The sequence below is a fragment of the Acerihabitans sp. TG2 genome (assembly GCF_035013185.1).
GTDB lineage: Bacteria > Pseudomonadota > Gammaproteobacteria > Enterobacterales > Enterobacteriaceae > Acerihabitans.
The window spans coordinates 107,044-121,003 of record NZ_JAYGJO010000007.1 but is presented as its reverse complement, the minus strand read 5'-3'; the positions used below and the strand labels follow the sequence as shown (position 1 = coordinate 121,003).

Here is a 13,960-nt window from a genome sequence, read left to right as displayed (position 1 = left end):
TTAACCAGTTTTTTTTTCATGAATAGGTCCTATCTACCACTTAAATCGGCGGATCAATAGTCTGTAACGATGATAAAAATAGCTAACAACCTTTTGCATCCTATGCAGAGTCTGGTAATTTTCTTACAATCTACCCGTTGAAGTGTGTGCGGTATAAACGAGGAAAACATGTCTACGGTGAAACACAGTAAATTACTTATCCTGGGGTCTGGGCCTGCGGGTTACACGGCTGCAGTCTACGCCGCTCGCGCCAATCTGCATCCGGTGCTGATAACCGGCATGGAACAGGGTGGCCAATTAACCACCACCACCGAGGTAGAAAACTGGCCGGGAGACCCCGAAGGTTTGACCGGTCCCCTGCTGATGGAACGCATGTACGCCCACGCAGCCAAGTTCAATACCGAAATTATCTTCGATCATATCAACCGGGTTGACCTGCAAAGCCGCCCATTTCGTTTATTTGGCGATACGGCTGAATTCACCTGCGACGCACTGATTATCGCCACCGGTGCATCGGCGCGCTATTTGGGTTTGCCTTCCGAGGAAGCCTTCAAGGGCAAAGGCGTTTCGGCCTGTGCTACCTGCGATGGATTTTTTTATCGCAACCAAAAGGTGGCGGTGGTCGGCGGCGGGAATACTGCAGTGGAAGAGGCACTTTATCTGTCCAATATTGCCGCCGAGGTGCACCTGATCCATCGGCGTGATATGTTCCGTTCGGAGAAAATTCTCATCGACCGGCTAATGGAGAAAGTCGCCAGCGGCAACATCGTCCTGCATACCGGCCATACTCTGGATGAAGTGGTGGGCGATGAGATGGGCGTGACCGGTGCACAGCTAAAGAACCTCGCCACTGGCGCTATCGAACACATTGATCTGGCCGGGGTGTTTATCGCCATCGGCCACAGCCCCAACACTGCAATCTTCGCTGACCAGCTTGCACTGGAAAACGGCTATATTCGCGTTCAGTCGGGTATTCAGGGGAACGCTACTCAAACCAGTATTCCCGGTGTTTTTGCCGCCGGTGACGTTATGGACCACATTTATCGTCAAGCCATTACATCGGCCGGAACCGGCTGCATGGCTGCACTGGATGCCGAGCGTTATCTGGACGGTCTAGCGCCGGTTAACGATCGCTAAAGGCCAGCAGGCTGCGAGGCAACACCGGGCAGCGGCTGAGTCACTTAAGGCGGCAATGTGCCGCCTTATTATTTTCTCCGCTCCCGCAACAGAGTAATATATTGGTGCGCCAGGCTGATTAACCTTTTCGCCGGCATCTCGTATCCCCTGGTGGGATTTGCGCCTACACATCACATATCGGCTGAAAATTGTCTTCAATGAATAAAAATCGACAACACGTGCTCGTCCGCTGGCTCAAGTTGCAAAGTGTGCTGGTTAAGCGCTGGCTGCGTCTTTCCCTCGTGCTAGGGTCGTTAAGCGGTCTGGTGATCGTCGCCCACGCCTGGGTATTGGCTCATTTATTACAGGCACTCATTATCGAACAGCGTTCCCGGGACGAATTAACCGGCTGGTTTATCGCCATGGCGGTGCTGTTTTGTGTCCGGGCGCTATTGGGATGGCTGCGTGAACGTGTTGGGTTTATCGCCGGCCGGGAAATTCGCCGGGAAATCCGCCGTCAGGCCCTCGACCGCTTGGAGCGGCTGGGGCCGGCCTGGATTCAGGGCAAACCCGCCGGCAGTTGGAGCAGCCTGCTGCTAGAACAAATCGAGGACATGCAGGACTATTATGCCCGCTATCTTCCGCAGATGTATCTGGCCGGACTGGTGCCGCTGCTGATTCTCATTGTGGTGTTTCCAGTGAACTGGATGGCAGGCCTGATTTTATTTTGCACCGCGCCACTGATCCCTATGTTTATGGCGCTGGTCGGCATGGGCGCCGCCGATGCCAACCGCCGCAACTTTCTGGCGCTGTCGCGCCTTTCCGGCTACTTTCTCGACCGGTTGCGCGGACTCGAGACACTGCGCCTGTTTAACCGGGCGCAAGCTGAAACTGATCATATTCGCCAGGCAACCGATGATTTTCGTTTGCGCACCATGGAGGTGCTGCGTCTGGCATTTCTTTCCTCGGGAGTATTGGAGTTTTTTGCTTCGATTTCCATCGCCCTGGTCGCGGTTTATTTTGGTTTTTCGTATCTCGGTGAACTGAATTTTGGCAGCTACGGCACCGGAGTAACGTTATTTGCCGGTTTTCTGGTATTGATCCTGGCACCGGAATTTTTCCAGCCGCTGCGAGACTTGGGTACGTTTTATCATGCCAAGGCACAGGCGGTGGGCGCAGCGGAATCCCTGGTCGACTTTTTGCAGTCCGACGGCCGTGCGCAAGGTGAAGGACAGAACACACCGACTTTCGGCGCGCTGTCCATTTGCGCGCAAGGTCTAGAGGTCATGGCTCCCGACGGGACCCGCCTGGTCGGTCCGCTGGACTTTACCTTGGCCGCCGGTGCCCGATTGGCTATTGTCGGGCAAAGTGGTGCGGGCAAGAGTTCGCTATTACAGGTGCTGCTCGGTTTTTTACCTTACCAAGGCTCGCTGACCCTCGACGGCCATGAGCTACGGGATCTGGCACCACAGCACTGGCGCCAACAACTCAGTTGGGTCAGCCAAAACCCGTATTTACCCGCACCGACTTTGCGCGATAATATTTTACTCGGGCAACCGACTGCCGATGACACCGCGTTAGCATTGGTGGTCAAGCGTGCTTATATTGACGAATTTCTGCCGTTACTGCCTCAAGGACTTGACACGATGGTTGGCGACGATGCCGCCCAGTTATCGGTTGGCCAGTCCCAGCGGGTGGCCTTGGCGCGCGCATTACTGAAATCACCGGGATTGTTATTGCTCGATGAACCGACTGCCAGCCTGGATGCCCATAGTGAAAGGTTGATTATGCGTGCATTGGACGAGGCTTCCCGCCGGCAAACCACAGTATTGGTGACGCATCAATTGGCGGATATCCGTGACTATGATGCCATTTGGGTGATGGGGCATGGCCAGATTCTGCAGCAAGGCATTTATAAACAGTTAGCCGCTGTACCCGGTCCCTTTGCGGATCTGATTGCCCAACGCCGTGGAGGACTTTGAACATGCGCGTTTTACTCCCTTTTCTGGCATTATATCGCCGCCATGCCTGGCAAATAGCGCTTGGCATGTTGCTGTCTATCATCACGCTGTTGGCCAGTATTGGTTTATTAACGCTTTCCGGCTGGTTCCTGGCCGGGTGCGCTCTCGCCGGTACTGCAGGCCTTTACAGCTTCAACTACCTCTTGCCAGCCGCTGGTGTACGCGGTTCGGCCATTACCCGCACAGCAGGACGCTGGGCGGAACGCGTGGTCAGCCATGACGCGACCTTTCGCGTATTGCAACACCTGCGCATTTATGCCTTCGAAAAGATTATGCCCCTTTCGCCTGGCGTGATTGCCCGCTTTCGCCAAGCGGAACTGCTCAATCGGCTAGTGGCGGACGTTGATACCCTGGATCATCTCTATTTAAGGGTGCTATCGCCCCTGCTAAGCGCGTTTACCATCATTCTGGTAGTCACACTAGGGTTGTGCTGGCTTGACGTCACCCTGGCCCTGACAGTGGGAGGCATTATGTTGGCTACGCTGTTGGTGATCCCCCCGTTGTTCTATCAAGCGGGAAAACCCCTGGGCCGCGACCTTACCCACCTGCGTGCGACCTACCGCCTACAACTGGGCACCTGGCTGCAGGGACATGCGGATCTCACTGTCTACGGCGCGGCTGAGCGTTATCGCCAGCAGTTGGACTACACCGAGCAACGTTGGCAGCAGCGTCAGTACCAACAGGCCAATCTGGCCGCTGGCGCCCAGAGTCTGCTCACCCTGATCACTGGCATCACGGTCACTCTGGTGCTATGGCTGGCGGCGGGCGGTATTGGCGGCGACAGTCAACCAGGGGCATTGATTGCGCTGTTTGTCTTTACCAGCCTGGCGGCCTTCGAAGCGCTGGGACCGGTAGCCGGGGCGTTTCAACATCTCGGACAGGTCATCGCCTCCGCTGGGCGTATTGCTGACATCATACATCGTCAGCCGGCGGTCACCTTTCCTGATACGGGACCCTCGACCGCCGACCGGGCGGCGCTGGACATTCAGAACGTATCGTTTACCTACCCCGGACAAACGCAGCCGGCGGTTAACCACCTTTCAATACCCATCGGCGCGGGAGAGCATGTGGCCATCCTCGGCCATACCGGCAGCGGCAAATCCTCCCTGCTGCAACTCGTAAACCGCGCCTGGGATGTTGACGCAGGTTGCATTAAGCTCAACGGCCGACCGCTTGCCGACTGGGATGAACCCTCGCTGCGGTCGATGATAAGCGTGGTCCCGCAGCGAGTGCATATTTTTAGCGCTACCCTGCGCGATAATTTGCGCCTCGGCGCCCCCAACGCCAGCGATGAGCAGTTGACCACCCTGCTAGAAGCATTGGGCCTGGAAAAACTACTGGAAAACGAAGGGTTTGATGCCTGGCTTGGCGAAGGCGGACGCCCATTATCCGGTGGCGAACAGCGGCGGGTCGGCATCGCCCGCGCCCTGCTGCACAACGGACCGTTGGTGTTGCTAGACGAACCCACCGAAGGCCTGGATGCCGCCACCGAGATGCAGATAATGGTCCTACTGCAGCGACTCGTTATGCATAAAACGCTGATTATCGTCACCCACCGATTACAAGGGCTGGAATTAATGGATCGGATCTATATTATGGAACAGGGCATGATAAGCGAACAAGGTAACCACCAGAGCCTGATGGCCAAACAGGGACATTATTACCACTATCACCAGCCTTTAGGCTTATAATGCTGCGATCCCATTTCAGGCAAGGCGGATAATACGGCAAGTAACCTGCGACTTTACAGACTGTCCCACGATTCGCTGCGCTTTCCCGCGCCGGCGTCGGCGTTCCATGAACCCAACGGGCTACTGGCCTTTGGTGGCGACCTGTCTCCCGAACGGTTACTGATGGCATACCAATCGGGTATTTTCCCCTGGTATTCGCCTGGAGACGCCATCCTCTGGTGGTCACCAGATCCCCGTGCCGTACTCTATCCGCAAGAGTTTCACATTAGCCGCAGCCTAAAACGGTTTTCCCGGCACTGTCCGTACCGTATTTCACTTAACCAGGCATTCCCGGAAGTGCTGGCCATGTGCGCCGATCGTGGCACGCAAGGCACCTGGATTGGCCCCGATGTCGCCCAGGCCTATAACCGGCTGCATACCCTAGGATATGCACATTCGGTTGAAGCCTGGGATGGGGATGAATTGGTCGGGGGAATGTATGGCGTAGCACAAGGTGCCTTGTTCTGCGGTGAATCCATGTTCAGCCGGCGGGATAACGCATCCAAAATCGCGTTGCTGACTTTTTGCCGTTTCTTTAGGCAACAGGGCGGAAAACTGATAGACTGTCAGGTATTGAACTCACACACGGCCTCGTTAGGCGCAAGGGACATCCCACGACGCGACTTTCTGGCCCTGCTGAGTCAGTTACTACCTTTAACGCTGGCGCCCGATTGCTGGCAACCACAAACCCTCTCTGCCGTCACCTTAAACAGCGATCTTAATCACTGTGAATAATGCGGCGATCTTCATCACTTCTTTACATAATGAGGGTTTTTCGGCATTATCTTGCCGGTTAAAAACTATGGTATTTAAACCTAGAGGATTCGATGGCCAAAGAAGACAATATTGAAATGCAAGGCACGGTATTGGATACACTGCCTAACACCATGTTCCGTGTGGAATTGGAAAACGGGCATGTGGTAACCGCTCATATCTCCGGTAAAATGCGTAAAAACTACATCCGCATCCTGACGGGCGACAAAGTCACTGTTGAGCTGACCCCGTACGACCTGAGCAAAGGCCGCATTGTCTTCCGTAGCCGCTGATAGGCTTCCCGATCGCTGATCGTCGCCCACGGGCGTGGATATCACCTACCTACCGTCTGAAACACCAGATGCCGGCGCCGAAAGACGGCCCGGCATAATGGTTTTATGCAAAGACGTACCAAGGCATCCGCCAGGTACGTCTTTAACACCAGGCTGAGTCTCATGGTCAGCATAGGCGATGTTGTGTATCGTCCCAGACAACTAACCAGCCCCAGGTTTCACGTGGGGTTGTTCTTCCCCACCTTTTCATTTTTTTTCGCCAGCGCGCCCGTCCGAGCGGTTATTACGGCCACTATCCTTTCAGAACAAAAGTGTCGCCACCCGGTTTCGTTCTCTACGCTCACTATTTATTCAACTCCCGCCGCCCGCGGTGAACCATCGTGTCCTAAGTCATATAGACAACCCTAAATCCTTTTTCACTCCCTTTTGACGATTCGTTGAAATACGGTTTAAGTAGCCATGCTACCGTATTTATTTATACCTCGGAAAAGATCATGGAACACTCGTCACTCAATAGAATTGGCAACGTAAAAGCCAATGGCATACATCTTTTTATTGAGTTACTGACCAAGAGATGCGTACCGGACGACCTTTGGCGCGACAGCTATTTTCGAATCAAATATGCAGTGCGTACTTTTATACATCCCCTGCTCACCCTCAAGATCCTTAATAAAATCGCGGCAGAGCCTATTTGGCAAGAAGCCTTTACCGTCCAGACCAAACTGCCTAATAAGATCCATAAACCTTATTTGTATGCCGACTTGCCACCTGCCCTGCGGGTGAGCGCATTAATTGATCATTACACCTTTGTCGAAAATATTGAAAATACCGCGTTAAAAAATGCATTTATCAGTGCGCGCGGGCGCGTGGTCAGCAGCTTTTACGGTAAAGAAGGGGAAGCTTTCACGGTTAAGATGGGCTCAATCGGCCAATCGGAGCGTGAGGGTGAAACCAACATGTTTTTGTACATGGAAGAGACCAAATTGGCTGCACTGACCTTTTGCGTGGTGAATCGCCCACAGGGCACGGTTTTGATCGTTGGTGGTTTCCAGGGCGCAAATCGTTCGACGCCACACGAAGTGATTAAACAGGCGACCAAGTCCTGTTATGGACTGTTCCCCAAACGCCTGCTGTTGGAGAGTCTGCAGCGTATCGCCGCGCAGGCAGGTATTCAACATATCCTGGCCGTAAGCAATGCCGGGCATGTATTTCACAGCTTGCGTTACCGTCATCGCAAAAAAAATACCTTTGTCGCGAGCTACGATGAATTTTGGGATTCCATTGGCGCCAATCGATATTCATCAGCGTTATATTCAATTCCACAAACTATTCCAAGAAAAGAAATGGAAGACTTGCCGAGTAAAAAACGCTCAGAATACCGTAAGCGTTATACGCTACTGGATGAAATGAATAGCAGCACGGAATCACTATTATGTTCCATACCCCAGAATATCGAATAGCCCCGAGTTTAGGTTAAAGACATCGGCGTTGAAGAACGCCAAAAGGTTCAGACTCACGCAAAAGAATGGCGGCCAGATGGCCGCCATTCTTTACTCAGCAAAACCCACCTCGGTGAATTAATGAACCACACCTTCCGCTTTACGTTTTTGCGCGCTAAGGAAATGATAGCTCAGTTCCTGTTTGTCCTTATTCAGCTCAACCCTGACCGAGCCGCCATCGACTAACGAACCGAACAACAGTTCATTGGCCAACGGTTTTTTCAGATTTTCCTGCATAACCCTGGCCATCGGTCGCGCGCCCATGGACTTATCATAACCCTTAGTCGATAACCAATCGCGTGCGTCGTCACTGACCTCCAGTGAAACCCCTTTCGCATCCAATTGCGCTTGCAGTTCAACGATAAATTTATCCACCACCTGTTGAATAATGTCAGGGGCGAGGTGGTTAAACCAAATAACATTATCCAGGCGGTTACGGAATTCAGGGGTGAAAATCTTTTTGATTTCACCCATGGCATCGGTACTGTTGTCCTGCTGGATCATGCCAATCGACTGACGCTGGGTTTCCTGAACGCCGGCATTGGTAGTCATCACCACAATCACGTTACGAAAGTCCGCTTTGCGGCCATTGTTATCGGTAAGCGTGCCGTTGTCCATGACCTGCAACAGCAGGTTAAACACATCCGGATGCGCTTTTTCGATTTCATCAAGCAACAATACTGCATGAGGATGCTTGAGTACCGCATCGGTCAACAGGCCACCCTGATCATAACCGACATAACCTGGAGGCGCACCGATCAGGCGACTGACAGTATGGCGTTCCATATACTCGGACATATCAAAGCGCAGTAGCTCAATATCCAGCGCTTTAGCCAATTGCACGGTGACCTCGGTTTTACCTACCCCGGTAGGGCCCGCGAACAGGAATGAACCTACCGGCTTATGATCCTGGCCCAAACCGGCTCGGCTCATTTTAATCGCTTCAGTCAGTGCTTCTATGGCCTTATCTTGCCCGAAGACCAGCATTTTCAACCGGTCGCCCAGATTTCTCAACACATCGCGATCACTTGCCGAGACGGTTTTTTCCGGAATACGGGCAATGCGTGCCACTACCGACTCGATATCCGCTACGTTGACCGTTTTCTTACGCTTACTCACCGGCATCAATCGGCTACGCGCGCCAGCCTCATCAATAACGTCAATGGCTTTGTCCGGTAAATGGCGATCGTTGATATATTTCACCGCCAGCTCCACTGCGGCGCGAACAGCCTTGGCGGTGTAACGCACGTCATGGTGGGCTTCGTATTTGGGTTTCAGGCCGGTAAGGATCTGTACAGTTTCCTCCACCGTTGGCTCGGTAATATCGATTTTCTGGAAACGGCGCGCCAGAGCGCGATCCTTTTCGAAAATATTGCTGAACTCCTGATACGTCGTGGATCCCATGACCCGGATCTTGCCACTCGACAGCAGCGGTTTGATCAGGTTAGCCGCATCAACCTGGCCACCAGACGCTGCGCCCGCGCCGATGATGGTGTGGATTTCATCAATGAACAAAATGCTGCTCTTATCTGACTCCAGTTGTTTTAACAAGGCTTTGAAGCGCTTTTCAAAATCACCGCGGTATTTGGTGCCGGCCAGCAACGACCCGATATCCAGGGAGTAGATGGTGCAGTCGGCAATCACCTCGGGCACATCACCCTGAACGATACGCCAGGCCAGGCCCTCGGCGATTGCCGTTTTCCCGACACCAGACTCACCGACAAACAACGGGTTATTTTTACGGCGACGGCACAAAACCTGAATGGTGCGTTCGAGCTCAAGCTCACGGCCAATCAGCGGATCAATTCCCCCCACCCGGGCAAGTTGGTTGAGATTTGTCGTGAAGTTTTCCATACGATCCTCCCCGCCTGCCTGCTCTTCATTGACCGGGGTTTCAGACCCGGGCGCCTGAGTTTCATCTTTACGTGTGCCATGGGAAATAAAGTTAACAATGTCCAGGCGGCTTACGTCATGCTTGCGCAGCAGGTAGGCGGCCTGGGACTCCTGTTCGCTGAAAATGGCGACCAGGACGTTGGCGCCGGACACTTCACTGCGACCAGAAGATTGTACGTGGAACACGGCGCGTTGCAGCACCCGTTGAAAACTGAGCGTCGGCTGCGTGTCTCGTTCTTCGTCACTGGTGGGTAAGGTTGGTGTGGTCTGTTCGATGAAAGCCTCGAGTTCCTGGCGTAACGCCACCAGATCGACCGTACACGCCTCCAGCGCTTCCCGCGCGGAAGGGTTGCTGAGCAATGCCAGCAGCAGATGTTCAACGGTCATAAACTCATGCCGGTGCTCACGCGCTCTGGCGAAAGCCATATTTAAACTGAGTTCCAGTTCTTGATTGAGCATTGGCACCTCCCAAAATTGATTGCCCGTTCAGGCCTTTTCCAGCGTACAAAGCAACGGATGCTCATTTTCGCGAGCATATTGGTTAACATGCGCGACTTTGGTTTCAGCCACCTCGGCGGTGTACACACCGCAAATAGCCTTACCATGATAGTGCACTGTAAGCATCAGTTGCGTTGCACGTTCCACATCATAAGAAAAGAACTTTTGCAGCACGTCAATAACAAATTCCATTGGAGTGTAATCGTCATTGATAATTATCACTTTATACATTGATGGGGGTTTTACCGCATCTTTCAACAGATCCTCGGCAAATTTTTGTTCACCTGACCTTTCGCTTGTGTTACCCATCGTCTTTCCGTCGCGTGTTGCTCTCTTTGGTTTAACGCTGCTACCGTCTGGCTATCATTGCGGTACAGCCCCATCGTAGTCATAAGTTTGACATCAGATGCCTAACGCTGCTGTGAGTTATCACCTATAACAACGATAGGATTCTGAACGCGGCAATTGTATTGAAATTTTGTCAAAAAAGCGCCAATATCGTTACCTGCTTCAAAGTTTGGTAATATCATCCACCAACTCCCCCTGCATCCTCTTGACCTATTGTTCCTATCCTCTAGAGTGTACTTGCGTAAGCTACGGCGCTTTTGACCAATAAGGCTTATAGCGTCAACAATCCTCATCACGTTTAAATTCGGCTGCGAGGGATGTAGAAGCATGGAGACGGGTAAAGTTAAATGGTTCAATAACGCCAAAGGTTTTGGGTTTATCTGTCCTGAAAGTGGCGGCGAGGATATATTTGCGCATTACTCAACCATCCAGATGGACGGTTATCGAACGCTCAAAGCCGGGCAGTTTGTCAGATTCGACGTTCATGAAGGTCCCAAGGGGAACCACGCGAGTCTGATTGTGCCTGTTGAAGCCGAGACTGTTGCCTGATAACTCGCCTCGCGATTAATGCCTACAATTGTTCATATAATGCCAGTGAATCGCTGGCATTTTTTTTGCCGCTCTTTTTGCTTACTAAAGGTATAACATTTTTATTTTAAGACGCAAGTATAATTATGCCAGCCGCAATCACTATCTTTTCCACCGTTGACTAAACCCCGGTCACCGACCAGCCGCTTGCGGAATTGGCATTAGGCTTCTTATGGGTAATGGCATTAGGTGAGTAAATGCAAATAAAGGATAAATAATAAGTTATTTATTTTTCCTCTGGCATTATGCCCCTCGCAGTGACTTTCGGTATTTGAATTTTTGGTGAAATAGGTATTTCCTCAGTAATCAGGGTGTAGCTCAACCAACGATACGGCGACGGTCGCCTTTACAGACATCCTCCTTTTGGTTAGCGTATGGCTGCTTTTTCATTCTCGCCGCCAAAAGGATGTGATCCCCACCATGTATTCCGGCCTGTTAATTATACTCATTCCCCTTATCGCCGGTTATCTACTGCCGCGACTGGGTCAAAATTTGCGGCGTATTCTCGATCGGCTTTTAAGCGCCATGGTGTATATCATATTGTTTTTCATGGGGATAAGTTTAGCATTCCTCGACAATTTAGCCACCAACCTGCTATTGATTGTCTGGTATGCTGGTGTCAGTGCGCTGTGCATATTGGCCGCCAATGCCCTCGCGTTGTGGTGGCTGGAAAAACGTGCGCCCTGGCGCGGCACTGAACGTCAGGCCAAACCCCCGTCCAGACTGCGTATGGCGATGGATTCATTACAACTTTGCCTGGTGGTGATCAGCGGTTTTGTGGTCGGCCTGACGCAGTGGCATTGGCTCAGCGTCGCGTCTAAAGCCAGCGAGTTTGCGTTGATCCTGCTGCTGCTGCTGGTCGGCATCCAACTGCGAAACAGCGGCATGACACTGCGGCAAATTCTGCTGAATCGTCGCGGAGCCAGCATTGCACTGGTGGTGGCCGCCAGCGCCATGCTCGGTGGCGCGGTGGCGGCGATAGTACTGCACTTACCCTTGCATACTGGCCTGGCCATGGCATCGGCCTTTGGGTGGTATTCTCTGTCGGGAATTTTAATGAGCGATGCCTTCGGTCCGGTGATCGGCAGTGCCGCTTTTTTCAACGATCTGGTACGCGAACTGCTGGCCATCATGCTGATTCCTGGGCTGATGCGGCGCAGTCGCAGCGTTGCCTTGGGACTTTGTGGGGCAACATCCATGGACTTCACTCTGCCGGTACTCCAGCGCAGCGGCGGGCTAGAGGTGGTGCCAGCCGCTATTGTGCACGGTTTTTTGCTCAGCTTGCTGGCACCGGTGCTTATCGCATTGTTCTCAGCTTGAGCGACTGCAACATGGCTTTTGTGGCTGCCAATCTACGACGAAAAAGACTAAGCTTGATGAGCTAAGTAACATATGTAGCGTCTTTCTGACCAATTCCAAAGGGGAAAAAGATGAAACAAACCGTTGCATCAATGGTTGCCAAAACCCTAGAGCAAGCCGGCGTTAAACGTATTTGGGGGGTTACCGGCGACTCGCTGAATGGATTAAGTGATAGCCTTAACCGTATGGGCACAATTGAATGGATGGGGACGCGCCATGAAGAAGTGGCCGCGTTCGCCGCCGGTGCCGAAGCCCAGCTCACCGGCCAACTGGCGGTATGCGCCGGTTCTTGCGGTCCAGGTAACCTGCATTTGATTAACGGATTATATGATTGCCATCGCAACCAGGTACCGGTTTTGGCCATTGCCGCCCATATTCCCTCCAGTGAAATTGGCAGCGGTTATTTCCAGGAAACCCATCCAGAAGAGCTGTTCCGCGAGTGCAGCCATTACTGCGAGCTGGTTTCCAATCCGGAGCAATTACCTCAGGTGCTAGGCATTGCCATGCGTAAAGCCATCCTGAACCGTGGCGTCTCGGTTATCGTTATACCCGGTGACGTCGCGCTCAAACCGGCGCCGGACGATGGACAACCCATTTGGTATACGCCATGTCAGCCGCTATCGGTGCCACCGCCAAGTGAATTGGAGAAACTGGCGGCGATACTCAATCAGGCGGAAAATATCACGTTATTGTGCGGCAGCGGTTGCGCTCAGGCCCATGATGAGGTGGTACAACTGGCGGGATTGATCAAAGCACCGATAGTCCATGCGCTACGTGGCAAAGAGCACCTGGAATGGGAAAACCCCTATGATGTGGGAATGACCGGTCTGATTGGTTTCTCTTCCGGCTATCACGCCATGATGAACGCCGATACGCTGGTGCTGTTGGGAACTCGCTTTCCTTATCGCGCCTTTTATCCTTCCGATGCCAACATCATACAAATTGACATTGATCCAGGCAGTTTAGGTGCCCACTGCGCCGTCAATATGTCCTTGGTGGGTGATATTAAATCAACCCTGGCGGCCTTGCTGCCGCAGTTAACGGCCAAAACTGGCCGACACCATCTGGATCAGGCGCTGGAACATTATCGTGAAACTCGCCGCGACCTGGACGCGTTAGCACAACCGAGCGCGAACAAAGCCATACATCCTCAATATGTGGCCAAGTTAGTCAGCCAGTTGGCAGACGACGACACTATTTTTACCTGCGATGTGGGCACCCCGACGGTCTGGGCGGCGCGTTACCTGGAAATGAACGGTAAACGCCGCCTCATCGGCTCATTTAATCATGGCTCTATGGCCAATGCCATGCCACAGGCATTAGGCGCCCAGGCCGCTTATCCCGGGAGACAAGTGGTGGCGTTGTGTGGCGACGGCGGTTTTACCATGCTTATGGGTGATTTTTTATCCATGGCGCAAATGCATTTACCGGTAAAGATCGTGATTTTTAACAACAGTGTGCTGGGTTTTGTCGCCATGGAAATGAAGGCAGGTGGTTATCTGACCGACGGCACCGATTTACAAAATCCCGATTTCGCGGCCATCGCCCGCGCGTCCGGTATCAAGGGCATCCGGGTGGAGAAATCCGCTGATCTGCCTGCGGCGCTGCAAGAGGCGTTTGCCACTGATGGACCGGTGGTGGTAGATGTGGTCACCGCCAAAGAAGAGCTGGCGATGCCACCGCAAATTAAATTTGAGCAAGCAAAGGGATTCAGTCTTTATATGCTGCGGGCTATTATTAACGGGCGCGGTGATGAAGTGGTCGACTTGGCAAAAACCAACTGGCTGCGTTAATCCGTAATCTATTCCGCCCGGGAAGCCGCGTATTTCGGGTGGAATAATACCTCGGCTACCTTGCCGGAC

11 protein-coding genes are annotated in these 13,960 nt (G+C 52.7%); 9 read left to right on the top strand and 2 right to left on the bottom strand.

Annotated features, from left to right (window positions below; all coding sequences use genetic code 11):
- Positions 1–168 precede the first annotated feature (168 nt).
- The 6 genes from trxB to SJI19_RS08745 all read left to right on the top strand — a co-directional run bounded on the left by trxB (position 169) and on the right by SJI19_RS08745 (position 7,373).
- Positions 169–1,137: a thioredoxin-disulfide reductase gene (trxB, locus tag SJI19_RS08770; RefSeq protein ID WP_323477871.1), complete on the top strand. Its 969-nt coding sequence runs from the start codon at positions 169–171 to the stop codon at positions 1,135–1,137.
- A gap of 197 nt (positions 1,138–1,334) precedes the next feature.
- Entirely contained in the window at positions 1,335–3,098 is a 1,764-nt protein-coding gene (gene cydD, locus SJI19_RS08765) for a heme ABC transporter permease/ATP-binding protein CydD (protein WP_323477870.1), read from the top strand.
- Positions 3,099–3,100: 2 nt separating this feature from the next.
- Complete coding sequence (gene cydC / locus SJI19_RS08760) at positions 3,101–4,828, top strand: heme ABC transporter ATP-binding protein/permease CydC (protein WP_323477869.1); 1,728 nt, start codon at positions 3,101–3,103, stop codon at positions 4,826–4,828.
- Positions 4,829–4,873: 45 nt separating this feature from the next.
- Entirely contained in the window at positions 4,874–5,602 is a 729-nt protein-coding gene (aat, locus tag SJI19_RS08755; RefSeq protein WP_323477940.1) for a leucyl/phenylalanyl-tRNA--protein transferase, read from the top strand.
- Positions 5,603–5,694: 92 nt separating this feature from the next.
- Positions 5,695–5,913 carry a translation initiation factor IF-1 gene (infA, locus tag SJI19_RS08750; protein WP_002211347.1) on the top strand — a complete coding sequence of 73 codons (219 nt, stop codon included), beginning with the start codon at positions 5,695–5,697 and terminating at the stop codon, positions 5,911–5,913.
- Positions 5,914–6,407: 494 nt separating this feature from the next.
- A complete protein-coding gene (locus tag SJI19_RS08745; protein WP_323477868.1) occupies positions 6,408–7,373 on the top strand; it encodes a VirK/YbjX family protein in 966 nt (321 codons plus the stop codon).
- 117 nt (positions 7,374–7,490) lie between these two features.
- Here SJI19_RS08745 and clpA read toward each other — a convergent pair whose 3' ends face one another.
- A complete protein-coding gene (gene clpA / locus SJI19_RS08740; RefSeq protein ID WP_323477867.1) occupies positions 7,491–9,764 on the bottom strand; it encodes an ATP-dependent Clp protease ATP-binding subunit ClpA in 2,274 nt (757 codons plus the stop codon).
- Positions 9,765–9,791: 27 nt separating this feature from the next.
- Positions 9,792–10,112, bottom strand: a complete 321-nt coding sequence (gene clpS, locus SJI19_RS08735) for an ATP-dependent Clp protease adapter ClpS (RefSeq protein WP_323477866.1) — start codon at positions 10,110–10,112, stop codon at positions 9,792–9,794.
- 366 nt (positions 10,113–10,478) lie between these two features.
- Here clpS and cspD point away from each other — a divergent pair, with 366 nt between their 5' ends.
- The 3 genes from cspD to poxB all read left to right on the top strand — a co-directional run bounded on the left by cspD (position 10,479) and on the right by poxB (position 13,891).
- Positions 10,479–10,700: a cold shock-like protein CspD gene (cspD, locus tag SJI19_RS08730; protein ID WP_323477865.1), complete on the top strand. Its 222-nt coding sequence runs from the start codon at positions 10,479–10,481 to the stop codon at positions 10,698–10,700.
- Positions 10,701–11,159: 459 nt separating this feature from the next.
- Entirely contained in the window at positions 11,160–12,059 is a 900-nt protein-coding gene (locus SJI19_RS08725; protein ID WP_323477939.1) for a lysine exporter LysO family protein, read from the top strand.
- A gap of 110 nt (positions 12,060–12,169) precedes the next feature.
- A complete protein-coding gene (poxB, locus tag SJI19_RS08720; protein WP_323477864.1) occupies positions 12,170–13,891 on the top strand; it encodes a ubiquinone-dependent pyruvate dehydrogenase in 1,722 nt (573 codons plus the stop codon).
- Positions 13,892–13,960 lie beyond the last annotated feature (69 nt).

Bases quoted from the DNA above. Each gene is read 5' to 3' on its own strand.
- cspD (WP_323477865.1), top strand. From the start codon at position 10,479: ATGGAGACGGGTAAAGTTAAATGGTTCAATAACGCCAAAGGTTTTGGG.
- trxB (WP_323477871.1), top strand. From the start codon at position 169: ATGTCTACGGTGAAACACAGTAAATTACTTATCCTGGGGTCTGGGCCT.
- clpS (WP_323477866.1), bottom strand. From the start codon at position 10,112: ATGGGTAACACAAGCGAAAGGTCAGGTGAACAAAAATTTGCCGAGGAT.
- cydC (WP_323477869.1), top strand. From the start codon at position 3,101: ATGCGCGTTTTACTCCCTTTTCTGGCATTATATCGCCGCCATGCCTGG.
- infA (WP_002211347.1), top strand. From the start codon at position 5,695: ATGGCCAAAGAAGACAATATTGAAATGCAAGGCACGGTATTGGATACA.
- SJI19_RS08725 (WP_323477939.1), top strand. From the start codon at position 11,160: ATGTATTCCGGCCTGTTAATTATACTCATTCCCCTTATCGCCGGTTAT.
- clpA (WP_323477867.1), bottom strand. From the start codon at position 9,764: ATGCTCAATCAAGAACTGGAACTCAGTTTAAATATGGCTTTCGCCAGA.
- SJI19_RS08745 (WP_323477868.1), top strand. From the start codon at position 6,408: ATGGAACACTCGTCACTCAATAGAATTGGCAACGTAAAAGCCAATGGC.
- poxB (WP_323477864.1), top strand. From the start codon at position 12,170: ATGAAACAAACCGTTGCATCAATGGTTGCCAAAACCCTAGAGCAAGCC.
- cydD (WP_323477870.1), top strand. From the start codon at position 1,335: ATGAATAAAAATCGACAACACGTGCTCGTCCGCTGGCTCAAGTTGCAA.